Raw genomic sequence first — 25,933 nt, 5'->3', positions numbered from 1 at the left:
ATGGCCCTGGTACGAGCGCTGAACAAAATGACGAAAGCAGGTATGCCTGAAAGCGTGCGTATTGCCTGAAAACACAACCCGCTACGGGGGAGACTTACCCGAAATCTGATTTATTCAACAAAGCCCACCGATCGTTACCGTGTAGTCGTCGACAATGGTTAAATTGAAATTTGCATAAAAATTGCGGCCTATATGGATGTTGGAACCGTAAGAGAAATAGACGGGGGGGTCTACCCAGGCGTTTTCCCCTACCGTGGCAAACATTTCTTTAATCAGGCTTTCTCTTTTATCAACTTCTGATGGATGCGAGTGATTAAACTCATACATTAACGTTTTTCCACGAAGTCTTTTTTCAGGTAAGCCTTCGCACATATCGGTAAATAGCTTGCCTGCTTTTATTCTTTCTGTCATCGACATGTTCATTGCGATCATTCCGCCCTGATATGTTGGTCGGATAAGGCGCTCGCGCCGCATCCGACATTAATTGCTTAAGCGACTTCATTCACCTGGCGACGCAGCAAGGAAAGCGGGCCGGGGCCGCTAAGCGTGAACACGGAAATTAAGGTGAAGCCCAGCGCCACCAGACCCAGCACCAGATAAGCGCCCTGGAAACCGATGCTTTCATACATATTGCCCGCCAGTACAGACATAAAAATCATCGCCAGTTGCTTAAAGAAGCAGAAACAGACCAGATAAATCGTCGCTGAAAAACGCACTTCAAACTGGCTGGTAATATATTTAAAGCAGCCCACCAGCAGGAACGGTACTTCAAACATATGCAGCGTTTTCAGAATAACTACTTCCAGCGCTGAGGTGGCGAACGATGAGCCAATAATACGTACAGACATAATAGTGCCAGCCAGCAGCAGGGCATTTTTCCCACCGATGCGATTAATGATCAGTGGCGCAAAGAACATAATCGAGGCATTAAGTAATTCGCCCATTGTCGTTACGTAGCCAAATACCCGCGTACCCTGTTCAACGGTAGCAAAAAACGAAGTAAAGAAATTAGCAAACTGTTGGTCAAAAACATCGTAGGTGCAGGAAACGCCAATAACATACAGTGACAAAAACCACAGTTTTGGCTGTCTGAACAGTTCCAGCGCCAGCTTAAGGCTAAATGCCGAATGGTTGGCACCTACCGCATTGGCAACCGTGGCTGAAGAGGGCGCATCCGTTTTGGCGAAAAAGAGTAAAACGGCGAGGATGAGTGCACAGCCAGAACCCAGCCAGAAAACAAACTGATTATTGATGGTGAACATGATGCCGACAATCGAGGCACACAGCGCCCAGCCAACACAGCCAAACATCCGCGCGCGACCAAATTCGAAATTACTGCGACGGCTGACTTTCTCGATAAATGCCTCTACTGCTGGCGCACCGGCGTTAAAACAAAAGCCAAGATAAATACCACCAACAATCGATCCTACTAAAATGTTGTATTGTAACAGTGGTCCGAAGATAAAAATAAAGAACGGCGCAAACATCACTAACATGCCGGTTATAATCCACAGCAGGTATTTGCGCAGCCCGAGTTTGTCAGAAAGCAGACCAAACAGCGGTTGGAATAATAGCGAGAACAGAGAAATAGCGGCAAAAATAATACCCGTATCACTTTTGCTGATATGGTTGATGTCATGTAGCCAAATCGGGAAAAACGGGAAGTAGGCCCCCATGATAAAAAAGTAAAAGAAAAAGAATAAACCGAACATCCAAAAGTTTGTGTTTTTTAAATAGTACATAATGGATTTCCTTACGCGAAATACGGGCAGACATAGCCTGCCCGGTTATTATTATTTTTGACACCAGACCAACTGGTAATGGTAGCGACCGGCGCTCAGCTGGAATTCCGCCGATACTGACGGGCTCCAGGAGTCGTCGCCACCAATCCCCATATGGAAACCGTCGATATTCAGCCATGTGCCTTCTTCCGCGTGCAGCAGATGGCGATGGCTGGTTTCCATCAGTTGTTGTTGGCTGTAGCGGCTGATGTTGAACTGGAAGTCGCCGCGCCACTGGTGTGGGCCATAATTCAATTCGCGCGTCCCGCAGCGCAGACCGTTTTCGCTCGGGAAGACGTACGGGGTATACATGTCTGACAATGGCAGATCCCAGCGGTCAAAACAGGCTGCAGTAAGGCGGTCGGGATAGTTTTCTTGCGGCCCCAGGCCGAGCCAGTTTACCCGCTCTGCGACCTGCGCCAGCTGGCAGGTCAGGCCAATCCGCGCCGGATGCGGTGTATCGCTTGCCACCGCAACATCCACATTGATGACCATCTCACCGTGCCCATCAATCCGGTAGGTTTTCCGGCTGATAAATAAGGTTTTCCCCTGATGCTGCCACGCGTGGGCGGTCGTAATCAGCACCACATCGGCAAGTGTATCTGCCGTGCACTGCAACAACGCCGCTTCGGACTGGTAATGGCCCGCCGCCTTCCAGCGTTCGACCCAGGCGTTAGGGTCAATGCGGGTCGCTTCACTTACGCCAATGTCGTTATCCAGCGGCGCACGGGTGAACTGATCGCGCAGCGGGGTCAGCAGTTGTTTTTCATCGCCAATCCACATCTGTGAAAGAAAGCCTGACTGGCGGTTAAATTGCCAACGCTTATTACCCAGCTCGATGCAAAAATCCGTTCCGCTGGTGGTCAGTTGAGGGATGGCGTGGGACGCGGAGGGGAGTGTCACGCTGAGGTTTTCCGCCAGACGCCATTGCTGCCAGGCGCTGATGTGTCCGGCTTCTGACCATGCGGTCGCGTTTGGTTGCACTACGCGTACCGTTAGCCAGAGTTGTCCGGCGCTCTCCGGCTGCGGCAGTTCTGGCAGTTCAATCAACTGCTTACCTTGCGGGCCAACATCCAGAGGCACTTCACCGCTTGCCAGCGGCTTGCCATCCAGCGCCACCATCCAGTGCAGGAACTCGTTATCGCTATGACGGAACAGGTATTCGCTGGTCACTTCGATGGTTCGCCCGGATAAACGGAACTGAAAATACTGCTGTTGGTGTTTTGCTTCCGTCAGCGCCGGATGCGGCGTGCGGTCGGCAAAGACCAGACCGTTCATACAGAACTGGCGATCGTTCGGCGTATCGCCAAAATCACCGCCGTAAGCCGACCACGGGTTGCCGTTTTCATCATATTTAATCAGCGACTGATCCACCCAGTCCCAGACGAAGCCGCCCTGTAAACGGGGGTACTGACGAAACGCCTGCCAGTATTTAGCGAAGCCGCCAAGACTGTTACCCATCGCGTGGGCATATTCGCAAAGGATCAGCGGGCGCATTTCTCCAGGCAGCGAAAGCCATTTTTTGATGGACCATTTCGGCACCGCCGGGAAGGGCTGGTCTTCATCCACGCGCGCGTACATCGGGCAAATAATATCGGTTGCGGAGGTGTCGGCTCCGCCGCCTTCATACTGTACCGGGCGGGAAGGATCGACAGATTTGATCCAGCGATAGAGTGCGTCGTGATTAGCGCCGTGGCCTGACTCATTCCCCAGCGACCAGATGATCACACTCGGGTGATTACGATCGCGCTGCACCATCCGCGTTACGCGTTCGCTCATCGCGGGTAGCCAGCGCGGATCATCGGTCAGACGATTCATTGGCACCATGCCGTGGGTTTCAATATTGGCTTCATCCACCACATACAGGCCGTAGCGGTCGCACAGCGTGTACCACAGCGGATGGTTCGGATAATGCGAACAGCGCACGGCGTTAAAGTTGTTCTGCTTCATCAGCAGGATATCCTGCACCATCGTCTGCTCATCCATGACCTGACCATGCAGAGGATGATGCTCGTGACGGTTAACGCCGCGAATCAGCAACGGCTTGCCGTTCAGCAGCAGCAGACCATTTTCAATCCGCACCTCGCGGAAACCGACATCGCAGGCTTCTGCTTCAATCAGCGTGCCGTCGGCGGTGTGCAGTTCAACCACCGCACGATAGAGATTCGGGATTTCGGCGCTCCACAGTTCCGGATTTTCAACGTTCAGGCGTAGCGTGACGCGATCGGCATAACCGCCACGCTCATCGATAATTTCACCGCCGAAAGGCGCGGTGCCGCTGGCGACCTGCGTTTCACCCTGCCACAAAGAAACCGTCACCCGCAGTTCATCGCGCAGCTCGCCGTACATCTGAACTTCTGCCTCCAGTACTGCGCGGCTGAAATCATCATTAAAGCGAGTGGTAACTTGGAAATCGCTGATTTGCGTGGTCGGTTTATGCAGCAACGAGACGTCACGGAAAATGCCGCTCATCCGCCACATATCCTGATCTTCCAGATAACTGCCGTCACTCCAGCGCAGCACCATCACCGCGAGGCGGTTTTCTCCGGCGTGTAAAAATGCGCTCAGGTCAAATTCAGACGGCAAACGGCTGTCCTGGCCGTAACCGACCCAGCGCCCGTTGCACCACAGATGAAACGCCGAGTTAACGCCATCAAAAATAATTCGCGTCTGGCCTTCCTGTAGCCAGCTTTCATCAATATTAAATGTGAGCGAGTAACAACCTGTCGGATTCTCCGCGGGAACAAACGGCGGATTGACCGTAATGGGATAGGTCACGTTGGTGTAGATAGGCGCATCGTAACCGTGCATCTGCCAGTTTGAGGGGACGACGACAGTATCGGCGTCAGGAAGATCGCGCTCCAGCCAGCTTTCCGGCACCGCTTCTGGTGCCGGAAACCAGGCAAAGCGCCATTCGCCATTCAGGCTGCGCAACTGTTGGGAAGGGCGATCGGTGCGGGCCTCTTCGCTATTACGCCAGCTGGCGAAAGGGGGATGTGCCGCAAGGCGATTAAGTTGGGTAACGCCAGGGTTTTCCCAGTCACGACGTTGTAATACGACGGCCAGAGAATCCGTAATCATAGTCATAGCTGTATCCTGTGTGAAATTGTTATCCGCTCACAATTTCACACAACATACGAGCCGGACACATAGAGTGTAAAGACTGGGGTGCCTAATGAGTGAGCTGACTCACATTAATTGTGTTGCGCTCACTGCCCGCTTTCCAGTCGGGAAACTTGTCGTGCCAGCTGCATTAATGAATCGGCCAACGCGCGGGGAGAGGCGGTTTGCGTATTGGGCGGAAGGGTGGTTTTTCTTTTCACCAGTGAGACGGGCAACAGCTGATTGCCCTTCACCGCCTGGCCCTGAGAGAGTTGCAGCAAGCGGTCCACGCTGGTTTGCCCCAGCAGGCGAAAATCCTGTTTGATGGTGGTTAACGGCGGGATATAACACGAGCTGTCTTCGGTATCGTCGTATCCCACTACCGAGATATCCGCACCAACGCGCAGCCCGGACTCGGTAATGGCGCGCATTGCGCCCAGCGCCATCTGATCGTTGGCAACCAGCATCGCAGTGGGAACGATGCCCTCATTTAGCATTTGCATGGTTTGTTGAAAACCGGACATGGCACTCCAGTCGCCTTCCCGTTCCGCTATCGGCTGAATTTGATTGCGAGTGAGATATTTATGCCAGCCCGCCAGGCGCAGACGTGCCGAGACAGAACTTAATGGACCTGCTAACAGCGCGATTTGCTGGTGACCCAATGCGACCAGATGCTCCACGCCCAGTCGCGTACCGTCTTCATGGGAGAAAATAATACTGTTGATGGGAGTCTGGTCAGAGACATCAAGAAATAACGCCGGAACATTAGCGCAGGCTGCTTCCACAGCAATGGCATCCTGGTCATCCAGCGGATAGTTAATGATCAGCCAACTGACGCGTTGCGCGAGAAGATTGTGCACCGCCGCTTTACAGGCTTCGACGCCGCTTCGTTCTACCATCGACACCACCACGCTGGCACCCAGTTGATCGGCGCGAGATTTAATCGCCGCGACAATTTGCGACGGCGCGTGCAGGGCCAGACTGGAGGTGGCAACGCCAATCAGCAACGACTGTTTGCCCGCCAGTTGTTGTGCCACGCGGTTGGGAATGTAATTCAGCTCCGCCATCGCCGCTTCCACTTTTTCCCGCGTTTTCGCAGAAACGTGGCTGGCCTGGTTCACCACGCGGGAAACGGTCTGATAAGAGACACCGGCATACTCCGCGACATCGTATAGCGTTACTGGTTTCACATTCACCACCCTGAATTGACTCTCTTCCGGGCGCTATCATGCCATACCACGAAAGGTTTTGCGCCATTCGGCGGGGCTGACGCCGAAGTGAGATTTAAAATGCTGACGCCAGGTCACAAGTGAGAGAAAACCCACGCCAATACACCTACGGCGTTTACAGGTATACTCGCTAAAAATTATTCAGCGGGTTTGGAAACAAAGATGGCAAAACTTACCTTACAAGAGCAGTTGCTCAAAGCGGGACTAGTCACCAGCAAAAAAGCGGCGAAGGTCGAGAGAACGGCGAAAAAATCGCGTGTTCAGGCGCGTGAAGCTCGGGCGGCGGTAGAAGAAAATAAAAAGGCACAGCTTGAGCGTGATAAACAGCTTAGCGAGCAGCAAAAACAAGCGGCGTTGGCGAAAGAATATAAAGCCCAGGTGAAGCAGCTCATTGAAATGAACCGAATTACCATTGCCAATGGCGATATTGGTTTTAACTTCACTGACGGCAATCTGATTAAGAAAATCTTTGTCGATAAGCTCACGCAAACGCAGTTGATTAATGGTCGTCTGGCGATTGCCCGCTTGTTGGTCGATAACAATAACGAAGGTGAATACGCCATTATTCCCGCCAGCGTTGCCGATAAAATTGCTCAGCGTGATGCCAGCAGTATTGTGTTGCACAGCGCGCTCAGCGCCGAAGAGCAGGATGAAGACGATCCGTATGCCGACTTCAAAGTGCCTGATGATTTGATGTGGTAAACATAGATAAGCCGTGCAGTGATGCCTGATGCGACGCTTACGCGTCTTATCAGGCCTACGGTTTACGGGCGAAGTGTAGGCCGGATAAGGCGTTCACGCCGCATCCGGCAGCCGTGCGCAGATGCCTGATGCGACGCTTTTCGCGTCTTATCAGGCCTACGGTTTACGAGCGAAATGTGGGCCGGATAAGGCGTTTACGCCGCATCCGGCAGTCGTGCACTATTATCAACGCATATTCAGTTTATTGGCGTGGTACGCAATATGCTCGCCAATAAAACTGGAGACAAAATAATAGCTGTGATCATAACCCTCGTGATAACGGATTAACGTCTTGATATTCATCTCCTGGCAGATCTTTTCAAGATTTGGAGTCCGCAGCTGTTCTGCGTAAAAATCATCACTCAATCCCTGATCAACCATGATTTCCGCAACGCGTTGACCTTGTGAAATAAGACTCACCGGGTCGTAATCCAACCAGGCATCTTTATTTTCACCAAGATATGCGGCAAAGGCTTGCTGTCCCCACGGTACTTGCGATGGGGAGACAATGGGCGAAAACGCCGAGACGCTGGCATATTCATCTGGGTTACGTAACGCCAGCACCAGCGCGCCCAGCCCGCCCATAGAATGACCTGAGATAGACTTTCTGGCCGTTGCTGGAAAATGATGCATCACTAAATTCGGCAGCTCGTTGCGGATATAGTCATACATTTTGTAATGTTCATTCCACGGCGCTTGCGTCGCGTTCAGGTAAAACCCGGCTCCTTGCCCGAGATCGTAACGGTCAGCATCTGCGACATGACTGCCTCGCGGACTGGTGTCCGGCGCAACAACAATAATGTTGTGCTCAGCCGCGTAACGCTGCATCCCCGATTTAGTAATGAAATTCTGCTCGTTGCAGGTCAGGCCTGAAAGCCAGTACAACACCGGCAATTTTTCATTCTCGGCTTTTGGTGGGAGATAGACGCCGACATTCATTTCACATTTCAGTGATTGGGAATAATGCCGATACACATTTTGCCAGCCGCCAAAGCTGGCATGTTTTTCAATGAGTTCCATCAGTCATTATCTCACGGTTAATCCCCCGGACGGCTGCCTGGGGAGAGTATTAAGAACCCCGTCTGAACTGGACGGGGTAAACCAGCGGGAAATCAGTAACGAATTACGGTTCGAATGGATTTACCTTCATGCATCAGGTCGAAGGCGTCATTAATTTCATCCAGGCTCATGGTATGCGTGACAAACGGTTCCAGATCGATATCACCTTTCATCGCATCTTCAACCATACCCGGTAACTGGGAACGACCTTTCACGCCGCCAAACGCGGAACCTTTCCATACGCGACCGGTGACCAACTGGAATGGACGGGTGGAGATTTCCTGACCGGAGCCTGCTACCCCGATGATCACCGACTGACCCCAGCCGCGGTGCGCGCTTTCCAGCGCTGCACGCATCACGTTGACATTACCGATGCATTCAAAGGTATGGTCGATACCCCATTTGTTGATATCCAGCAGAACATCTTTAATTGGTTTGTCGTAGTCATTCGGGTTAATGCAGTCGGTGGCACCGAAGCGACGCGCCAGTTCGAATTTCTTCGGGTTGGTATCGATAGCGATAATCCGTCCCGCTTTCGCCTGACGCGCGCCCTGAACCACTGCCAGACCAATCGCGCCAAGACCAAACACGGCAACAGAATCACCTGACTGGACTTTAGCTGTGTTGTGTACCGCGCCAATACCGGTGGTCACGCCACAGCCCAGCAGGCAGACGTGTTCATGGTTCGCTTCTGGATTAATTTTGGCCAGAGACACTTCCGCTACCACGGTGTATTCACTGAATGTTGAGCATCCCATGTAGTGATAAAGCGGCTGCCCGTTGTAAGAAAAACGGGTGGTGCCGTCTGGCATCAAGCCTTTGCCCTGCGTTTCGCGAACCGCGACACACAGGTTAGTTTTGCCAGAACGACAGAACTCACACTCGCCGCACTCTGCGGTGTAAAGCGGGATCACATGGTCGCCAGGTTTGACGCTGGTTACCCCTTCACCGACTTCAACTACAACCCCGGCCCCTTCGTGACCGAGAACCACCGGGAAGACACCTTCCGGGTCATCGCCGGAGAGGGTAAATGCGTCGGTATGGCAAACACCGGTATGGGTGACTTTAATCAGCACTTCACCTTTTTTCGGTGGTGCAACGTCAATTTCAACGATTTCCAGCGGTTTACCGGGAGCAAATGCAACGGCAGCACGTGATTTCATCTCTCGCTCTTCCTCAATATGGTAATAGATTCAGCTATTTAAGATAGGCACGAACCAGTTCAATAGTGTCGTCAACGGATTGGCTGACTTCGCGGCTGTAGCAGTCATTTCGGTCAAACGTTTCCCGGATATGGCTTTCAAGCACTTCTGCCATCAGCCCGTTAGCCGCGCCCCGAACGGCAGCGATCTGTTGGAGTATGGCACGGCATTCGGCATCACCCTCCAGCGACCGTTCCAGAGCATCAATCTGCCCCCGAATACGACGAACTCGAGTAAGGACCTTTTTCTTCTCTTCCGGAGTACTGGGCATTTCGCACCTCATCATCTGCACGCAATATACTATAGGGGGGTATGCTATATGTCAATGCATACCCCCCTATAGTATATAACACTGGAGAATAAAATTTATCCGGTGAATGTAGTCGGAAAACAAAGAGGAAAGGGGGTAGGGGCTAATCGGCAGGGAAGGCCGCCCCGGATAGCGGGCGGCAGAAGGAATCAGAATTTCCAGGTCAGATGGGCTGCAAGTTGCAGACCGTTATAATCATCGGTTGGGGTGTCGTACCACACTTTACCTGCCGTCAGCCCGAGATTAAGTTGCTCAGTCAGCGGTTGAATACGTTGTAAACTGACGCTCTTCATGCTGCCGTAGCGTGTTTCTGGCGTCCAGTCATAGGTGTAAGCGCCTGTTCCGCGGCTTAGCCATAGTTGCGTATAACCAGTGCCGCGCGGGTTATTCAGACGCACGGAAATCATATTGCTGTAACTACCACCTGCATCGCTGGAGTCATAATGGGTATAGCGGTAGCTGGAGATCACCGGGCCAGTATAGAGTGATATGCCGCCTTGCCAGGCATCGACTTCGACATCATCGTAATATTTAGTGTAGCGATAACCGGTCGTGAAAAGCGTTTTTGGCAACAGGGCCAGGTTAATATCCTGACGAAAATCCTGGCGGGCAAAGACCGGCGTATTATCCGCAAAGGCAATACCCGTTCGGGTTGTCAGCCAGTTATTCCATTTATACCAGACCGCACCCTGACCGCGAGTGGCATTGAAATGTTCAGTTTCATAATCACGACGCCCCTGGGAAAGATTAAAAAGCAGCGTTGTGTTTTCAACTTTCGCCACCAGTTCAGCATACGCTAAATTACGGTTGCCATGATCGCCAGAATAATCGGTAAAATCGTAGCCCGCGGTAATGGAAGTTAACCCGGCATAAACGGGTAATGCGCTAAAAATTGCCGCCGCTAATAACGTCCGTTTTATCATTTTAATCTCCTGTACGGATAAGTTCTTGTCGGAGTGAATAAGTTCCGGTAGGTAAATTACGTTCTACAATCACGCGCGGGCCAAGTTGCGTGTTCGGGGAAATAATTCGCCCAGGCAAAATAATAACTTGTACGCCAAGGCGTGAACGCTGCCCGATATAACAACCTAATTTATCGCATCCGGTAGCGATAATTCCCTCTGGAGTTCGAACAGACACGGGCTGTTCATCCAGACGATGATTACTGGTTCGTACTTGTGCGCCCAAATATGCCTGGTTTGCAACTACCGAGTCGGCAATAAAGCATTGCGGACCAATCGTTGCTTCCGCTTCAATAACCGCATTTTTAATTTCGGTGGCAAAACCAATTTTTACGCCATTGCTGATTATTGTGCCAGGACGAATAAACGCATAATTACCTATCAGGCAGTTTGCGCCAATCACTACCGGACCCTGAATAACGGCACCGTGGCAAATACGGGTATTCGCGCCGATAACAACCTCACCGGCACTTTCATCAATAATCACCTGGTCTGCAATCTGAATATTTTTCTCTTTAACATTAAGCTTCAGAAAGTTTTTCAGTTCCTGTGACAGAAGGGTGGGAATAAGCGGTTGACGCTTCCACCAGTGCGGAATAGCGGGTGGGTTTGTCGCGCTGAGGTTCGCGTCCAGTAAAAAAGGCAATAAGTCCATAAATAATCCAGATGGCATAAGCTAATAATACATACACAACGGAAAGCGGTGCTAAAGGCACCAACAACCAGCAACGATGAAACCAGGCGCTAAATGCACCAATAACACAAACTACGCCGACCCAGATAAGCGGGAACATTGCCAACACCACACCATGTGGCCCGGTGGTGATGAATTCATTAAACCAGGTAGTGAGATAAATCCCAACGCCATAAAGCACAACCAACAGCATAGGAAATATACTGAAGATACCGAAGCGGCTAAATAAAAGTCTTTTATGCAGGCGCATACAGACCGCGTAGCCCACAATCCAACGCCGCCAGCGACGCCATTCCTCACGCGGGCTGTTGCATTCCTGTGGGTATACGATGCAGCGATTCGCCTGCCGAATACGATAGCCGTTTGCCACCAATGTCCAGGTGAGATCAAGGTCTTCGACTTTAGTACGATCCGAGAAACCGAACTTACGCAATACATCAGTACGGAACATCCCGCAGGCACCGCTGATGATAAACGGTGCGCCGCCCAGAAGCTGCTGTAGCGTGCGCTTCATAACAATCATCGGCAACTTTACGGTCGCGCGGATGTGTGGTAACAGACCCGCGCCTTTCAACGCAGTAGAGGGAATGCCGCCTACGGCATCAGCGCCACGCTCAATTTCCGCCAGCATATAGCCCATTCCGTCTTGATCGGGCGGAACATAGGTGTCGGCATCACTTAAAAAAACCTGATCGCAGGTGGCGTAATTGAGGCCATTCATCAGCGCACCACCTTTACCGGTATTTTTTTGCGTGACGGCAACAAAGCGGTCGCCCCATTTGCGTTTGACTTCCGCCATGACCGCTTCGGTATTGTCCGTGGAGCCGTCGTTAACGCAAATTACCCGGCAAAAATAAGGGTTACGCAGCAGATTATCCAGTGACTGCGCCAGACACGGGCCTTCGTTATAAGCAGGTATAATGGCGTCAATACAGCCTTTCTTTTGGCTGGGCTTACGCCTTAACGTACTCAGAAACCATAGCAATATTGCTACGGCCATACATATAAAGATCCAGGTTTTCATGCAATTTGCTCAAAGAATCATTTTATGAATAACAAAACCTTCACCCAGATCGCTATTGACCTGTTGCCCGCGAAATTGAGCAACTGCACGCAGACGCTCCGGGCGCATATAATCTCGCTGGCTCTGACTTTTATGTTTTTTTAACGCAGTCAGTTTAAGAGAAAAATATTCTTCTTTCACGGATTCAAAAACCTGAGGCATAAATGAAAGCCAGGTACTTAGTGTTTCATAGCCGAGAATTTGCGGAATAGCGCGACAGGCAACCATTGAGGCTTGATAGACTGCAAGATGATCCTGATGGCGGTCAGCATCATGCATGGTATATACACGTATAATTTCAACATCAGAGGGAATTTGATTTTTTATGATGTTTTCCAGGGCAGAAATCATATCATTGAGCTGTAAATGAGCGCGGGTGTCAGCAAAATTAAGATGAATAGTTTGGTGGCACCCTAATATCTTTAGAGCGTTGCGTGATTCTTCGTGGCGATCGATTATTCCATCTACGCCAGAATTACCGGTAGTCATCACCACGGTAGCAATATAAATTCCTTTTTGCGCAAGGCGAGCTAGCGATGCGCCACAGCCTAATTCTATATCGTCAGGATGCGCGCCAATGGCAAGGATACCCTTTCTTTTATTTGCCGAAGAAAGGATCGCTGAATCTAAAACCTTATCCACTTTATGACACTCCATTTTATTTATTATACTACAAGCACAACGACGCCCCCAGAGACGTAACCTCTGACGCAGACAGATGCTAATTTTTAAGTGTTAAAAATAGCTGATAGCTGAAAAACAAGGGGCTGTCAGGTACGGGGATAAGAGTGTGTAATCTTTTATGTAGTTCATATGTTAAGTGTTTGTGTGTTTGGTTTGTATGGTTATTTTGTTTTATATATTGTATTTAAATGTGATTTAGTTTGTCAATTAATTGCATATTAAAAATATGTTCTATGCACAAATATTGATTATATACATTATGTGAATACATTATGTGGTTGATTGAGAATGATACATTTATATATGCAATGTGAATATAATGGTTTCATTATATGTGTTGCTGTTAATAAAATAACAGACATTAGAACCTGCTTGTTTATGCATTAATAAAATGAAGTGCAGTAATTTACTGAGTTATCAGAGTGGGCGTAATTGCATATTTAATCTTTCCTTTGCCGCTTTTTTGCTAAGAATAAAATCATCTGTACGATAACGACTAATTCTTTTAATGAATGTTTTTATTCCTGAATACTGCTCCCATAACAAGACGGGGGAGCAGACAATCATGGCAATTTCATCGCGTAACACACTTCTTGCCGCACTGGCATTCATCGCTTTTCAGGCGCAGGCGGTGAACGTCACCGTGGCGTATCAAACCTCCGCCGAACCGGCGAAAGTGGCTCAGGCCGACAACACCTTTGCTAAAGAAAGCGGAGCAACCGTGGACTGGCGTAAGTTTGACAGCGGAGCCAGCATCGTGCGGGCGCTGGCTTCGGGCGACGTGCAAATCGGCAACCTCGGTTCCAGCCCGTTAGCGGTTGCAACCAGCCAACAGGTGCCGATTGAAGTCTTCTTGCTGGCGTCAAAACTGGGTAACTCCGAAGCGCTGGTGGTAAAGAAAACTATCAGTAAACCGGAAGACTTGATTGGTAAACGCATCGCCGTACCGTTTATCTCCACCACCCACTACAGCCTGCTGGCGGCGCTGAAACACTGGGGTATTAAACCTGGGCAAGTTGAGATTGTGAACCTGCAGCCGCCCGCGATTATCGCCGCATGGCAGCGGGGAGATATTGATGGTGCTTATGTCTGGGCACCGGCGGTTAACGCCCTGGAAAAAGATGGCAAGGTGCTGACCGATTCTGAACAGGTCGGGCAGTGGGGCGCGCCGACACTGGACGTCTGGGTCGTGCGGAAAGATTTTGCCGAGAAACATCCTGAGGTCGTGAAAGCGTTCGCTAAAAGCGCCATCGATGCTCAGCAACCGTACATTGCTAACCCAGACGCGTGGCTGAAACAGCCGGAAAACATCAGCAAACTGGCGCGGTTAAGCGGCGTGCCGGAAGGTGACATTCCGGGGCTGGTGAAGGGGAATACCTATCTGACGCCGCAGCAGCAAACGGCAGAACTGACCGGACCGGTGAACAAAGCGATCATCGACACCGCGCAGTTTTTGAAAGAGCAGGGCAAAGTCCCGGCTGTAGCGAATGATTACAGCCAGTACGTTACCTCGCGCTTCGTGCAATAAAAGGAGGCGCAGATGCTGCAAATTTCTCATCTTTACGCCGATTATGGCGGCAAACCGGCACTGGAAGATATCAACCTGACGCTGGAAAGCGGCGAGCTTCTGGTAGTTCTGGGGCCGTCTGGCTGCGGCAAAACTACGTTGCTGAATTTGATTGCTGGTTTTGTGCCTTATCAGCATGGCAGCATTCAACTGGCGGGTAAGGGTATTCAGGGACCGGGAGCAGAGCGTGGCGTAGTTTTTCAGAATGAAGGGCTGTTACCGTGGCGCAATGTACAGGACAACGTGGCGTTCGGCCTGCAACTGGCAGGTGTAGAGAAAATGCAGCGACTGGAAATCGCACACCAGATGGTGAAAAAAGTCGGGCTGGAAGGCGCAGAAAAACGCTACATCTGGCAGCTTTCCGGTGGTCAACGTCAGCGGGTGGGGATTGCCCGCGCGTTGGCGGCAAATCCCCAGCTGTTATTACTCGACGAACCGTTTGGTGCGCTGGACGCCTTCACCCGCGACCAGATGCAAACCCTGCTGCTGAAACTTTGGCAGGAGACGGGAAAGCAGGTGCTGTTGATTACCCACGATATAGAAGAAGCGGTGTTTATGGCGACTGAACTGGTTCTGCTTTCACCCGGCCCAGGCCGCGTGCTGGAGCGGCTGCCGCTCAACTTCGCCCGCCGCTTTGTTGCGGGAGAGTCGAGCCGCAGCATCAAGTCCGATCCACAATTCATCGCCATGCGCGAATATGTTTTAAGCCGCGTATTTGAGCAACGGGAGGCGTTCTCATGAGTGTGCTCATTAATGAAAAACTGCATTCGCATCGGCTGAAATGGCGCTGGCCGCTCTCGCGTCAGGTGACCTTAAGCATTGGCACGTTAGCGATTTTACTCACTGTATGGTGGGTAGTCGCGGCGCTGCAACTGATTAGCCCGCTGTTTTTGCCGCCACCGCAACAGGTACTGGCAAAACTGCTCACCATTGCCGGGCCGCAGGGATTTATGGACGCCACGCTGTGGCAGCATCTGGCAGCCAGCCTGACGCGCATTTTGCTGGCGCTACTCGCGGCGGTGTTGATCGGTATTCCGGTCGGGATCGCCATGGGGCTAAGCCCGACGGTGCGCGGCATTCTGGATCCGATAATCGAGCTTTATCGTCCGGTGCCGCCGCTGGCTTATTTGCCGCTGATGGTGATTTGGTTTGGTATTGGCGAAACATCGAAGATCTTACTGATCTATCTAGCGATTTTTGCGCCGGTGGCGATGTCGGCGCTGGCGGGGGTGAAAAGCGCGCAGCAGGTTCGCATTCGTGCCGCCCAGTCGCTGGGTGCCAGCCGTGCGCAGGTGCTGTGGTTTGTCATTTTGCCCGGCGCGCTGCCGGAAATCCTCACCGGATTACGCATTGGTCTGGGTGTGGGCTGGTCTACGCTGGTGGCGGCGGAGCTGATTGCCGCAACGCGCGGTTTAGGATTTATGGTTCAGTCAGCGGGTGAATTTCTCGCGACTGACGTGGTGCTGGCGGGGATCGCGGTGATTGCGATTATCGCCTTTCTTTTAGAACTGGGTCTGCGCGCGTTACAGCGCCGCCTGACGCCCTGGCATGGAGAAGTACAATGAGTGAACGTCTGAGCATTACCCCGCTGGGGCCGTATATTGGCGCACAAATTACGGGGGCCGACTTAACGCGCCCGTTAAGCGATAATCAGTTTGAACAGCTTTACCATGCGGTGCTGCGCCATCAGGTGGTGTTTCTGCGCGATCAAGCTATTACGCCGCAGCAGCAACGCGCGCTGGCCCATCGTTTTGGCGAGCTGCATATTCACCCTGTTTACCCTCATGCTGAAGGGGTTGACGAGATCATCGTCCTGGATACCCATAACGATAATCCGCCGGATAACGACAACTGGCACACCGATGTGACATTTATTCAAACGCCACCCGCAGGGGCGATTCTGGCTGCGAAAGAGTTACCCTCGACCGGCGGCGATACGCTCTGGGCCAGTGGTATTGCCGCATATGAGGCGCTCTCTGTTCCCTTCCGCCAGCTGTTGAGCGGGTTGCGTGCGGAGCATGATTTCCGTAAATCGTTCCCGGAATACAAGTACCGCAAAACCGAGGCTGAGCATCAACGCTGGCGTGAGGCGGTCGCGAAAAATCCACCGTTGCTACATCCGGTGGTGCGAACGCATCCGGTGACCGGTAAACAGGCGCTGTTTGTGAACGAAGGTTTTACCACACGAATTGTTGATGTCAGCGAGAAAGAGAGCGAAGCCTTGTTAGGTTTTTTGTTTGCCCATATCACTAAACCGGAGTTTCAGGTGCGCTGGCGCTGGCAACCGAATGATATTGCGATTTGGGATAACCGCGTGACTCAGCACTATGCCAATGCGGATTACCTGCCACAGCGGCGGATTATGCATCGGGCGACGATTCTTGGGGATATTCCGTTTTATCGGGCGGGGTAAGGGGGAAATGCCGGGTTGGATAACCCGGCATAATGATCATTAACGCAGAATCTTCTTCTCAGCCAAATCCAGCGCAAAGTAGCTGAAAATCAGATCCGCACCCGCACGCTTAATCGAACCTAAGCTTTCGAGCACGACTTTCTCTTCATCTATAGCACCCGCCAGCGCGGCGAACTTAATCATCGCGTACTCACCGCTCACCTGATACGCGCCAATCGGCAATTCAGTACGTTCACGCAGCTCACGCACGATGTCGAGGTATGCTCCGGCAGGTTTAACCATCAGGCAGTCTGCGCCCTGGGCTTCATCCAGCAGTGACTCACGAATCGCCTCACGACGGTTCATTGGGTTCATCTGATAGCTTTTGCGGTCGCCTTTTAATGCGCTTCCGGCAGCTTCACGGAACGGGCCATAAAAGGAGGAGGCGAACTTGGTCGAATACGACATAATCGCTGTATCTTTAAAGCCCGCAGCGTCCAGCGCCTGGCGAATCGCCTGTACCTGACCATCCATCGCGGCAGAAGGGGCGATGAAGTCTGCGCCTGCAGCAGCTGCAACCACAGCTTGCTTGCCTAAATTTTCCAGAGTCGCGTCGTTGTCGACGCCATGCTCGCACAGAACACCGCAGTGACCGTGAGATGTGTATTCACAGAAGCAGGTGTCTGACATAACGATCATTTCTGGCACGGTCTGCTTGCAGATGCGCGACATACGCGCCACCAGTCCATCTTCCCGCCAGGCATCGCTGCCGGTTTCATCGGTATGGTGAGAGATGCCGAAAGTCATCACGGAACGAATACCGGCGTTGGCGATGCGTTCAATTTCGCGTGCCAGATGTTTCTCTGGAATGCGCATCACGCCTGGCATGGCTTCAACGGCTTTGTAGTCGTCAATTTCTTCTTCAACAAAGATCGGCAACACCAGGTCGTTAAGGCTAAGTGTTGTCTCTTCAAACATAGCGCGCAGCGCAGGAGATTTGCGCAGGCGACGAGGGCGTTGGATTAAATCTGTCATGGTCTGCCTGATGTTTGTGGAATCGAGGAGCATAGTATACCTGAAGCAGGCTGGGTGTGTTTTACGAAAGTTGTCGCGATGTTGACAAAAAGAGAATGAAAAAGAGGTCAGGACATCTTTGTAATAGAAATAGCAATAATTTCATATTCACTGAAAATATTTTTAATTTTTATTTATAGCCATAGATTATTGTTTTTGGGGATTTGGTGACGTTTCCAAAAAGTGAATAGCTTAAAGTTCATTGCTTATTGATACATTATTTGTCTGTTTTTGTTGTTTTATATTTTCATGGTCTATGTTTTAAAATTAACGCTTTCATTAACGTATTGAAATATTGTGTTTTTGTTATTTCTTTCTTTGTGTGTGTTCACGTGCTTTATATATGTCCGCAATCGGACTTAGGGGAAAGAATAATTGAACCATTCCTCTATAACGCCGCATAATCGTAAACGCGAAACATAATATGTTTTCTATGCATTGATAATTGATGGATCAACTTATTACGTCCCTGAGGAGGGATGACAAATGCACTCCTGGAAAAAGAAACTTGTAGTATCACAATTAGCATTGGCTTGCACTCTGGCTATCACCTCTCAGGCTAATGCAGCAAACTATGATACCTGGGGGTATCATGACAACACCACGACCGATTTAGTTTGGCCGTATGACACTGACAATGATGGAATTGCCGATGCTGGCGGCATGGACCCGATGGGTTCAGACGGTAACTACGTAACTTACAATGGTTTTGTTTACTATAACAATGCCAATGGCGATTTCGATACCGTCTTTAAAGGCGATACCGTTAACGGTACCATTTCTACTTATTACTTGAATCATGATTACGCTAGCGGTTCTGTTAACCAGGTAGATATCAGCAATTCAGTAATTCATGGGGCAATCACCTCTGAACTGCCATTTGGTTATTACAGCATTACTCCTGCAGAAGTTAATGCTAAAGGTGAAGTTGTAACTCCACAGACCTATAATGGCTATAATTTCTATAACGGAATCACTACTGACCTTGACTACAATTGGTACGATGGTGACGTATTCACTCTGAACGTATCCAATTCCACCATTGATGATGACTATGAAGCTCTTTACTTCACTGACACATATCTTGATGGTGATAAATCTAAGTCAACCAATGAAACGTTCTATACCGCTCTGGGTGTTGCAGTAAATCTTGATGTTGAAAGCAATATCAATATTACTAACAACTCCCGTGTAGCTGGTATTGCGCTGTCTGAAGGCAATACAAGCAACACGACTTATACTAGCGAATATCATCAGTGGGACAACAACATTAATGTGTCTAACTCCACTGTAACTTCAGGGTCACAGACTCCGCTGGAAGAAAGCAATGGCTTCTTCGGTAAATCTGCTGAACCAAGTGATTACGCTGGTAATGGTGGCGAAAATGACGTAGCTCTGTCATTCTCTGACAATGCTGGCTCAAATTATTCCATGAAAAACAATGTAAACTTTGACCATTCAACCCTGTTGGGTGATGTCGAGTTCACAAGCCACTGGAATAACGATGGCGTATTCTTCTATTCAACCGGCCATGACAGCAATGGTGACGGTGTCCTTGATACCAACGGTGGTTGGGTAGATGATGCTCAGAACGTTGATGAACTGAACATTACTCTGAACAACGGTAGTAAGTGGGTTGGCTCAGCAAACATGAGTGCTGAAGTAATTGCTCCGGCAGATATGTATGATGTTGCGCCGAACAGCCTGACCCCTGGTGCCACTATCGAAGCTAACGATTGGGGTCGTATTATTGACAACAAGGTATTCCAGAGCGGCGTATTTAACGTAGCACTGAACAATGGTTCAGAATGGAATACCGTTAATAGTTCAGTAATTGATACATTAGCTGTAAATAATGGCTCTCAGGTAAATGTTACTGATTCCTCTCTGGTCTCAGATACCATTGGTTTAACCAACGGCTCCTCACTGAATATTGGTGAAGATGGTTTGGTTGCTACAGACCACCTGACTGTTGATAGCTACAGTACCGTTAATTTAACCGAATCTACTGGCTGGAATAACTATTCTAACCTGTATGCCAATACCATCACCGTAACTAACGGTGGTGTACTGGATGTGAACGTTGATCAGTTTGATACTGAAGCTTTCCGTACTGACAAACTGGAACTGACTAGCGGCAACATCGCTGACCACAACGGCAATGTAGTTTCTGGTGTGTTCGATATCAACAGCAGCGATTATGTTCTGAACGCTGACCTGGTGAACGACCGTACTTGGGATACCGCTCAGGCTAACTACGGCTACGGTGTTGTTGCTATGAACTCTGATGGTCATCTGACTATCAACGGTAACGGCGACGTAGACAACGGTACTGAACTGGATAACAGTTCTGTAGACAACGTTGTTGCGGCAACCGGTAACTACAAAGTTCGTATCGACAACGCAACTGGCGCTGGCGCAATCGCTGATTACAAAGATAAAGAAATTATCTATGTAAACGACGTCAACAGCAACGCGACCTTCTCTGCTGCTAACAAAGCTGACCTGGGTGCATACACCTATCAGGCTGAGCAGCGTGGTAACACCGTTGTTCTGCAACAGATGGAGCTGACCGACTACGCTAACATGGCGCTGAGCATCCCGTCTGCGAACACCAATATCTGGAACCTGGAACAAGACACCGTTGGTACTCGTCTGACCAACTCTCGTCATGGTCTGGCTGATAACGGCGGCGCATGGGTAAGCTACTTCGGTGGTAACTTCAACGGCGACAACGGCACCATCAACTATGATCAGGATGTTAACGGCATCATGGTCGGTGTTGATACCAAAATTGACGGTAACAACGCTAAGTGGATCGTCGGTGCGGCTGCAGGCTTCGCTAAAGGTGATATGAATGACCGTTCTGGTCAGGTGGATCAAGACAGCCAGACTGCCTACATCTACTCTTCTGCTCACTTCGCGAACAACGTCTTTGTTGACGGTAGCTTGAGCTACTCTCACTTCAACAACGACCTGTCTGCAACCATGAGCAACGGTACTTACGTTGACGGCAGCACCAACTCCGACGCTTGGGGCTTTGGTTTGAAAGCCGGTTACGACTTCAAACTGGGTGATGCAGGTTACGTGACTCCTTACGGCAGCGTTTCTGGTCTGTTCCAGTCTGGTGATGATTACCAGCTGAGCAACGACATGAAAGTTGATGGTCAGTCTTACGACAGCATGCGTTATGAACTGGGTGTAGATGCAGGTTATACCTTCACCTACAGCGAAGACCAGGCTCTGACTCCGTACTTCAAACTGGCTTACGTCTACGACGACTCTAACAACGATAACGATGTGAACGGTGATTCCATCGATAACGGTACTGAAGGGTCTGCGGTACGTGTTGGTCTGGGTACTCAGTTCAGCTTCACCAAGAACTTCAGCGCCTATACCGATGCTAACTACCTCGGTGGTGGTGACGTAGATCAAGACTGGTCCGCGAATGTGGGTGTTAAATATACCTGGTAATATTCTTCACTCCGAAGAAATAGGTAATTTAATCTAAATAATGCCCGTCAAGGATTTGACGGGCATTACTGCAAAGGACGCGCAAATGTTATCTGTAGTTAAACCTCTTCAGGAATTTGGTAAGCTCGATAAATGTTTGTCCAGAAACGGTACGCGCTTCGAGTTTAATAATGAAAAGCAAGTTATATTTTCCAGTGATGTCAATAGCGAAGATACTTTCGTTATTTTAGAGGGCGTTATCTCTTTGTGTAGAGAAGAAAACGTACTTATCGGTATTACACAGGCTCCTTATATTATGGGGCTGGCTGATGGTTTAATGAAAAACGATATACCATACAAATTAATATCAGAAGGAAACTGTACGGGATATCATTTGCCAGCCAAACAAACCATTACTCTTATTGAACAAAATCAACTCTGGCGAGACGCTTTTTACTGGTTAGCCTGGCAAAATAGAATTCTGGAATTACGCGACGTTCAGCTCATTGGGCATAATTCCTACGAACAAATCCGCGCGACGTTATTATCAATGATTGACTGGAATGAAGAATTGCGATCACGTATTGGCGTGATGAATTATATCCATCAACGTACACGTATATCGCGTTCTGTCGTTGCGGAAGTTCTCGCTGCTTTGCGTAAAGGCGGCTATATCGAAATGAATAAAGGCAAACTGGTCGCTATCAACCGTTTGCCTTCAGAGTATTAATCAGGATGCGGGGATAACCAACGGTTTATTCCCGCTTAGCTCGGTCACCAGGTCATTGATGCCATCGCTCATATTTTTAAAGCGCGTCAACGGCGAACGAGTGACCACCACAAACGCGCCAATATTCTTCTGCGGGATCATCGCCATATAGGTAATGAAACCGCCACCACCACCTGTCTTCTGAATAATCCCCGGACGACCCTCTTTCGGGGCCATATATACCCAGCCTAAACCAAGCGCATCCGCTTTGCCGGGGACATCCATGCCAATCACTTTTGTAAACTGCGCGCGCTGATAAATCAACGTCTGCATGCGATCAGCCTGGTTACTGCGCTGATAAAAATCAGATGACAAATACTGCTGCATCCAGCGCATCATATCGCCTGGCGTGGAATAGACGCCGCCGCTGCCAATTGCCGCCAGCGTGTTATTGCACGGACTGGCACCGCGCTCAGCAACCATTAAACGGCGGCACTGATCCGGTGAGGGGGTGTAGGTGGTGTCTTTCATCCCCAACGGACGGGTAATCTGCTCTTCAAACAACTGGGTATAAGGCTTGCCGGACGCATTCGCCAGTGCATCTGCCAGCAGATCGAATGCGAGGTTGGAGTACGCGGCCTGGCTGCCCGGCGCGGCTTTTAGTTTGGCAGTGGAAAGGTATTTCCAGCGTTGCTCGCGCGTTGGCCAGACAAAGACCGGACGATGTGCCGCGCCACCGGGCTGTTCACGGGGCAGGGCGCTGGTATGGGTTGCCAGATTCACCAGCGTAATGGGCGTCCCATTGTAGGTCGGTACACGTGTGCCTGGTGGAGCATATTTACTTAGCGGATCGTTTAACTTCACGGTCCCCTGGTCGAGCAATTTCACCAGCATCTCACTGGTCATTAACTTGGTGAGGGAAGCAATACGTATGACGGAATCCAGCTGCGGGCGAACGTTATTACCAGGTCGCGTTTCGCCATAACTGCGAAAGACGCGCTGGTTACCGTCGATAACAACCAGCGCCATCCCCGTGGCACCGCTGCCGTAAAAAATATGATCGGCATAACGATCGACAATATCAGAGGCAAACTCCGGTTCAGTGATCGGCTGCGCCGCATGGACGGAGGTCAATGACGCCGCATACAGCACGGCAGAAAAAAGCAGACTACGTTTCAACGGTGGTGTCCATAGATTGAATGAAGGTAACTGAGCGTATTTATACTACTCATTGATGGATTGCAAAGGGCGAATTAGTGCAATAATAGTGTTAAAAACGTAACGGCGCGTAAACACGATCTTTTTCCTGCTCACCAATGCCTGCATTTGTGATCCTGCGCGTGTTAATCCGCTTATGTAAACAATCTTTGGTTTGTGAAACCCGTCGAAACAATTCTTATGGTCAGGCTGGCGAACTAAGCGCCTTGCTATGGGTCACAATGGGCGGTTTCATTTGGCTGACGCTTTGTAGCGGTCATGCGGTTAATACACAGCAGTTGTTAAAACGATAAGAAGTTAGCAGGAGTGCATATGTTTAAGTCTTTTTTCCCAAAGCCGGGAACGTTTTTTCTCTCGGCCTTTGTTTGGGCATTGATTGCCGTTATCTTCTGGCAAGCCGGTGGGGGTGATTGGGTGGCGCGTATCACCGGCGCTTCCGGGCAGATCCCGATTAGCGCCGCGCGTTTCTGGTCGTTGGATTTCCTGATTTTTTACGCTTACTACATTGTTTGCGTAGGACTTTTTGCATTGTTCTGGTTTATCTATAGCCCGCACCGTTGGCAATACTGGTCAATACTCGGTACTGCGCTGATTATCTTCGTCACCTGGTTTTTGGTGGAAGTCGGGGTTGCCGTCAACGCCTGGTATGCGCCGTTCTATGATCTGATTCAAACGGCGCTAAGTTCGCCGCATAAAGTCACCATCGAACAATTTTACCGCGAAGTGGGCGTCTTTCTGGGGATTGCGCTGATCGCGGTGGTGATCAGTGTGCTGAACAACTTCTTTGTCAGTCACTACGTGTTCCGCTGGCGTACGGCGATGAACGAATATTACATGGCGAACTGGCAACAACTGCGTCATATCGAAGGGGCCGCGCAGCGTGTGCAGGAAGACACCATGCGTTTTGCTTCAACGCTGGAGAATATGGGCGTCAGCTTTATCAACGCTATCATGACGTTGATCGCCTTCCTGCCGGTGCTGGTAACGCTCTCCGCACATGTGCCGGAGCTGCCGATTGTCGGGCACATTCCGTATGGTCTGGTGATTGCCGCTATCGTCTGGTCGCTGATGGGGACCGGATTACTGGCAGTGGTAGGGATCAAACTGCCGGGGCTGGAGTTTAAAAACCAGCGTGTAGAGGCTGCCTACCGTAAAGAGCTGGTTTATGGTGAAGACGATGCCACGCGCGCGACGCCGCCTACGGTACGCGAGCTTTTTAGCGCCGTACGGAAAAACTATTTCCGCCTCTATTTTCACTATATGTATTTCAATATCGCCCGCATTCTCTATTTGCAGGTCGATAAGGTTTTCGGTTTGTTCTTGCTGTTTCCGTCAATTGTTGCCGGTACGATTACACTCGGCCTGATGACGCAGATTACTAACGTTTTTGGTCAGGTTCGCGGTGCTTTCCAGTACCTGATTAACTCATGGACCACACTGGTTGAGTTGATGTCTATCTACAAACGTCTGCGCAGCTTTGAACATGAGCTGGATGGTGACAAAATTCAGGAAGTAACCCATACCTTGAGCTAAAAAGGAGAAGTAATGTCGCGCGTCAATCCTCTATCTTCGCTGTCATTGTTGGCGGTTCTGGTTTTAGCGGGGTGTAGTAGTCAGGCTCCGCAACCGTTGAAAAAGGGCGAAAAAGCGATAGATGTGGCGAGCGTCGTGCGGCAGAAGATGCCTGCGAGCGTGAAAGACCGCGATGCCTGGGCGAAAGATCTCGCCACCACCTTTGAAAGTCAGGGGCTGGCACCGACGCTGGAAAACGTCTGCTCGGTGCTGGCGGTGGCGCAGCAGGAGTCAAATTATCAGGCAGATCCGGCCGTTCCGGGCTTAAGCAAGATCGCCTGGCAAGAGATTGACCGTCGTGCTGAACGGATGCACATTCCTGCTTTTCTGGTGCATACCGCGCTAAAAATCAAATCGCCAAACGGCAAAAGCTATAGCGAACGGTTAGATTCGGTGCGTACAGAAAAGCAATTGAGCGCGATTTTTGACGATCTGATCAGCATGGTGCCAATGGGGCAGACACTGTTTGGTTCGCTCAATCCGGTGCGCACCGGTGGGCCGATGCAGGTCAGTATTGCTTTTGCCGAACAGCATACCAAAGGGTATCCGTGGAAAATGGACGGTACAGTCCGTCAGGAAGTCTTCAGTCGCCGCGGCGGGTTGTGGTTTGGTACTTACCATTTACTGAATTATCCCGCTAGCTATAGCGCGCCGATATACCGTTTTGCTGATTTTAACGCTGGCTGGTACGCCAGCCGTAATGCCGCGTTTCAGAACGCGGTCAGTAAGGCCAGCGGCGTGAAGCTGGCACTGGACGGTGATTTAATTCGTTACGACAGTAAAGAGCCCGGGAAAACCGAACTGGCAACGCGCAAACTGGCGGGAAAACTGGGGATGAGCGACAGCGAAATTCGCCGTCAGTTAGAGAAAGGGGACAGCTTCTCTTTTGAGGAGACGGCGCTGTACAAGAAAGTTTATCAACTTGCCGAAGCGAAAACCGGTAAATCACTACCCCGCGAAATGTTGCCTGGCATTCAACTGGAAAGCCCGAAAATCACCCGCAATCTGACTACGGCCTGGTTTGCGAAGCGCGTAGACGAACGGCGGGCGCGTTGTATGAAACAGTGATCAAACAGGAATGTCACGCCAGATAAGGCGTTTTAGGCCGCATCTGGCAACGT

The 25,933-nt window shown here is 50.4% G+C and carries 21 protein-coding genes and 3 pseudogenes; 10 read left to right on the top strand and 14 right to left on the bottom strand.

Annotation, left to right across the window (positions count from 1 at the left end):
* Positions 1 to 126: 126 nt before the first annotated feature.
* The 5 genes and pseudogenes from C4F37_RS14330 to C4F37_RS14305 form a co-directional block, all read right to left on the bottom strand.
* Positions 127 to 423, bottom strand: a pseudogene (locus tag C4F37_RS14330) (maltose acetyltransferase domain-containing protein); the annotation flags it as partial.
* 65 nt (positions 424 to 488) lie between these two features.
* Positions 489 to 1,742 carry a lactose permease gene (lacY, locus tag C4F37_RS14325; protein ID WP_001538355.1) on the bottom strand — a complete coding sequence of 418 codons (1,254 nt, stop codon included), beginning with the start codon at positions 1,740 to 1,742 and terminating at the stop codon, positions 489 to 491.
* Positions 1,743 to 1,793: 51 nt separating this feature from the next.
* A complete protein-coding gene (gene lacZ / locus C4F37_RS14320; protein WP_001538356.1) occupies positions 1,794 to 4,868 on the bottom strand; it encodes a beta-galactosidase in 3,075 nt (1,024 codons plus the stop codon).
* Between the two features lie 122 nt (positions 4,869 to 4,990).
* On the bottom strand, positions 4,991 to 6,073 hold the full coding sequence (gene lacI / locus C4F37_RS14310) for a DNA-binding transcriptional repressor LacI (protein ID WP_024186801.1): 1,083 nt from the start codon (positions 6,071 to 6,073) through the stop codon (positions 4,991 to 4,993).
* Positions 6,074 to 6,109: 36 nt separating this feature from the next.
* Positions 6,110 to 6,208, bottom strand: a pseudogene (locus C4F37_RS14305) (GlxA family transcriptional regulator); the annotation flags it as partial.
* Between the two features lie 66 nt (positions 6,209 to 6,274).
* Between C4F37_RS14305 and C4F37_RS14300 the strand changes: the two are divergent.
* The gene (locus C4F37_RS14300) at positions 6,275 to 6,814 is read left to right on the top strand and encodes a DUF2058 domain-containing protein (protein WP_001538358.1); all 540 of its coding nucleotides are present in this window, start codon (positions 6,275 to 6,277) and stop codon (positions 6,812 to 6,814) included.
* Positions 6,815 to 7,039: 225 nt separating this feature from the next.
* Here the strand turns inward: C4F37_RS14300 and fghA are convergent, their stop codons facing one another.
* From fghA to C4F37_RS14270, 6 genes are all read right to left on the bottom strand, one after another.
* Positions 7,040 to 7,873, bottom strand: coding sequence for an S-formylglutathione hydrolase (fghA, locus tag C4F37_RS14295; protein WP_000419066.1), 834 nt, complete (start codon positions 7,871 to 7,873; stop codon positions 7,040 to 7,042).
* A 92-nt stretch (positions 7,874 to 7,965) separates the two neighbouring features.
* On the bottom strand, positions 7,966 to 9,075 hold the full coding sequence (gene frmA, locus C4F37_RS14290; protein ID WP_001773863.1) for an S-(hydroxymethyl)glutathione dehydrogenase: 1,110 nt from the start codon (positions 9,073 to 9,075) through the stop codon (positions 7,966 to 7,968).
* A gap of 34 nt (positions 9,076 to 9,109) precedes the next feature.
* A complete protein-coding gene (frmR, locus tag C4F37_RS14285; protein ID WP_001141271.1) occupies positions 9,110 to 9,385 on the bottom strand; it encodes a formaldehyde-responsive transcriptional repressor FrmR in 276 nt (91 codons plus the stop codon).
* 188 nt (positions 9,386 to 9,573) lie between these two features.
* On the bottom strand, positions 9,574 to 10,347 hold the full coding sequence (locus C4F37_RS14280) for a YaiO family outer membrane beta-barrel protein (protein WP_001538359.1): 774 nt from the start codon (positions 10,345 to 10,347) through the stop codon (positions 9,574 to 9,576).
* Position 10,348: 1 nt separating this feature from the next.
* Positions 10,349 to 10,873: an acetyltransferase gene (locus C4F37_RS14275; RefSeq protein ID WP_000582570.1), complete on the bottom strand. Its 525-nt coding sequence runs from the start codon at positions 10,871 to 10,873 to the stop codon at positions 10,349 to 10,351.
* A gap of 34 nt (positions 10,874 to 10,907) precedes the next feature.
* Positions 10,908 to 12,104: a glycosyltransferase gene (locus C4F37_RS14270; RefSeq protein WP_000860428.1), complete on the bottom strand. Its 1,197-nt coding sequence runs from the start codon at positions 12,102 to 12,104 to the stop codon at positions 10,908 to 10,910.
* A gap of 24 nt (positions 12,105 to 12,128) precedes the next feature.
* Here C4F37_RS14270 and C4F37_RS28400 point away from each other — a divergent pair, with 24 nt between their 5' ends.
* Positions 12,129 to 12,248, top strand: a complete 120-nt coding sequence (locus C4F37_RS28400) for a hypothetical protein (protein ID WP_418885884.1) — start codon at positions 12,129 to 12,131, stop codon at positions 12,246 to 12,248.
* Between the two features lie 126 nt (positions 12,249 to 12,374).
* Here C4F37_RS28400 and C4F37_RS28395 read toward each other — a convergent pair.
* Positions 12,375 to 12,800, bottom strand: a pseudogene (locus tag C4F37_RS28395) (PIG-L deacetylase family protein); the annotation flags it as partial.
* Between the two features lie 592 nt (positions 12,801 to 13,392).
* On the opposite strand from C4F37_RS28395, the gene tauA reads away from it, so the two are divergent.
* The 4 genes from tauA to tauD are packed head-to-tail and all read left to right on the top strand — an operon-like array spanning position 13,393 to position 16,807.
* On the top strand, positions 13,393 to 14,355 hold the full coding sequence (gene tauA, locus C4F37_RS14255; RefSeq protein ID WP_001356986.1) for a taurine ABC transporter substrate-binding protein: 963 nt from the start codon (positions 13,393 to 13,395) through the stop codon (positions 14,353 to 14,355).
* Positions 14,356 to 14,367: 12 nt separating this feature from the next.
* Entirely contained in the window at positions 14,368 to 15,135 is a 768-nt protein-coding gene (gene tauB, locus C4F37_RS14250; protein WP_000939359.1) for a taurine ABC transporter ATP-binding subunit, read from the top strand.
* Positions 15,132 to 15,959 (top strand): taurine ABC transporter permease TauC, encoded by an 828-nt coding sequence (gene tauC, locus C4F37_RS14245; RefSeq protein WP_001533001.1) that lies wholly within the window; start codon positions 15,132 to 15,134, stop codon positions 15,957 to 15,959. The genes tauB and tauC overlap by 4 nt, the downstream gene beginning before the upstream one ends.
* Entirely contained in the window at positions 15,956 to 16,807 is an 852-nt protein-coding gene (tauD, locus tag C4F37_RS14240) for a taurine dioxygenase (RefSeq protein WP_001538361.1), read from the top strand. The genes tauC and tauD overlap by 4 nt, the downstream gene beginning before the upstream one ends.
* A gap of 39 nt (positions 16,808 to 16,846) precedes the next feature.
* On the opposite strand, the gene hemB is transcribed toward tauD, so the two are convergent.
* Positions 16,847 to 17,821: a porphobilinogen synthase gene (gene hemB / locus C4F37_RS14235; protein ID WP_001295337.1), complete on the bottom strand. Its 975-nt coding sequence runs from the start codon at positions 17,819 to 17,821 to the stop codon at positions 16,847 to 16,849.
* A 525-nt stretch (positions 17,822 to 18,346) separates the two neighbouring features.
* On the opposite strand from hemB, the gene C4F37_RS14230 reads away from it, so the two are divergent.
* Both C4F37_RS14230 and iprA read left to right on the top strand, forming a co-directional pair.
* Positions 18,347 to 21,334, top strand: a complete 2,988-nt coding sequence (locus C4F37_RS14230; protein WP_000556418.1) for an autotransporter outer membrane beta-barrel domain-containing protein — start codon at positions 18,347 to 18,349, stop codon at positions 21,332 to 21,334.
* Positions 21,335 to 21,419: 85 nt separating this feature from the next.
* A complete protein-coding gene (gene iprA / locus C4F37_RS14225) occupies positions 21,420 to 22,043 on the top strand; it encodes a hydrogen peroxide resistance inhibitor IprA (protein WP_001538362.1) in 624 nt (207 codons plus the stop codon).
* Here iprA and ampH read toward each other — a convergent pair whose 3' ends face one another.
* Complete coding sequence (gene ampH, locus C4F37_RS14220; RefSeq protein WP_001538363.1) at positions 22,044 to 23,201, bottom strand: D-alanyl-D-alanine-carboxypeptidase/endopeptidase AmpH; 1,158 nt, start codon at positions 23,199 to 23,201, stop codon at positions 22,044 to 22,046.
* 351 nt (positions 23,202 to 23,552) lie between these two features.
* On the opposite strand from ampH, the gene sbmA reads away from it, so the two are divergent.
* Both sbmA and yaiW read left to right on the top strand, forming a co-directional pair.
* Positions 23,553 to 24,773: a peptide antibiotic transporter SbmA gene (gene sbmA, locus C4F37_RS14210; RefSeq protein ID WP_001538364.1), complete on the top strand. Its 1,221-nt coding sequence runs from the start codon at positions 23,553 to 23,555 to the stop codon at positions 24,771 to 24,773.
* 12 nt (positions 24,774 to 24,785) lie between these two features.
* Positions 24,786 to 25,880 (top strand): surface-exposed outer membrane lipoprotein YaiW, encoded by a 1,095-nt coding sequence (gene yaiW / locus C4F37_RS14205; protein WP_000092069.1) that lies wholly within the window; start codon positions 24,786 to 24,788, stop codon positions 25,878 to 25,880.
* The last annotated feature ends 53 nt before the right edge of the window (positions 25,881 to 25,933 follow it).

Origin of the sequence: Escherichia sp. R1, from assembly GCF_003000935.1 — a bacterium.
Lineage (GTDB): Bacteria > Pseudomonadota > Gammaproteobacteria > Enterobacterales > Enterobacteriaceae > Escherichia > Escherichia coli.
The sequence above is the reverse complement of the archived record's forward strand: the minus strand, read 5'-3'. Positions and strand labels throughout refer to the sequence as shown.

Bases quoted from the DNA above. Each gene is read 5' to 3' on its own strand.
- frmA (WP_001773863.1), bottom strand. From the start codon at position 9,075: ATGAAATCACGTGCTGCCGTTGCATTTGCTCCCGGTAAACCGCTGGAA.
- frmR (WP_001141271.1), bottom strand. From the start codon at position 9,385: ATGCCCAGTACTCCGGAAGAGAAGAAAAAGGTCCTTACTCGAGTTCGT.
- hemB (WP_001295337.1), bottom strand. From the start codon at position 17,821: ATGACAGATTTAATCCAACGCCCTCGTCGCCTGCGCAAATCTCCTGCG.
- lacZ (WP_001538356.1), bottom strand. From the start codon at position 4,868: ATGACTATGATTACGGATTCTCTGGCCGTCGTATTACAACGTCGTGAC.
- tauC (WP_001533001.1), top strand. From the start codon at position 15,132: ATGAGTGTGCTCATTAATGAAAAACTGCATTCGCATCGGCTGAAATGG.
- fghA (WP_000419066.1), bottom strand. From the start codon at position 7,873: ATGGAACTCATTGAAAAACATGCCAGCTTTGGCGGCTGGCAAAATGTG.
- yaiW (WP_000092069.1), top strand. From the start codon at position 24,786: ATGTCGCGCGTCAATCCTCTATCTTCGCTGTCATTGTTGGCGGTTCTG.
- tauA (WP_001356986.1), top strand. From the start codon at position 13,393: ATGGCAATTTCATCGCGTAACACACTTCTTGCCGCACTGGCATTCATC.
- C4F37_RS14300 (WP_001538358.1), top strand. From the start codon at position 6,275: ATGGCAAAACTTACCTTACAAGAGCAGTTGCTCAAAGCGGGACTAGTC.
- C4F37_RS14230 (WP_000556418.1), top strand. From the start codon at position 18,347: ATGCACTCCTGGAAAAAGAAACTTGTAGTATCACAATTAGCATTGGCT.
- C4F37_RS28400 (WP_418885884.1), top strand. From the start codon at position 12,129: ATGAATAACAAAACCTTCACCCAGATCGCTATTGACCTGTTGCCCGCG.
- iprA (WP_001538362.1), top strand. From the start codon at position 21,420: ATGTTATCTGTAGTTAAACCTCTTCAGGAATTTGGTAAGCTCGATAAA.
- C4F37_RS14270 (WP_000860428.1), bottom strand. From the start codon at position 12,104: ATGAAAACCTGGATCTTTATATGTATGGCCGTAGCAATATTGCTATGG.
- tauB (WP_000939359.1), top strand. From the start codon at position 14,368: ATGCTGCAAATTTCTCATCTTTACGCCGATTATGGCGGCAAACCGGCA.
- lacY (WP_001538355.1), bottom strand. From the start codon at position 1,742: ATGTACTATTTAAAAAACACAAACTTTTGGATGTTCGGTTTATTCTTT.
- C4F37_RS14280 (WP_001538359.1), bottom strand. From the start codon at position 10,347: ATGATAAAACGGACGTTATTAGCGGCGGCAATTTTTAGCGCATTACCC.
- sbmA (WP_001538364.1), top strand. From the start codon at position 23,553: ATGTTTAAGTCTTTTTTCCCAAAGCCGGGAACGTTTTTTCTCTCGGCC.
- tauD (WP_001538361.1), top strand. From the start codon at position 15,956: ATGAGTGAACGTCTGAGCATTACCCCGCTGGGGCCGTATATTGGCGCA.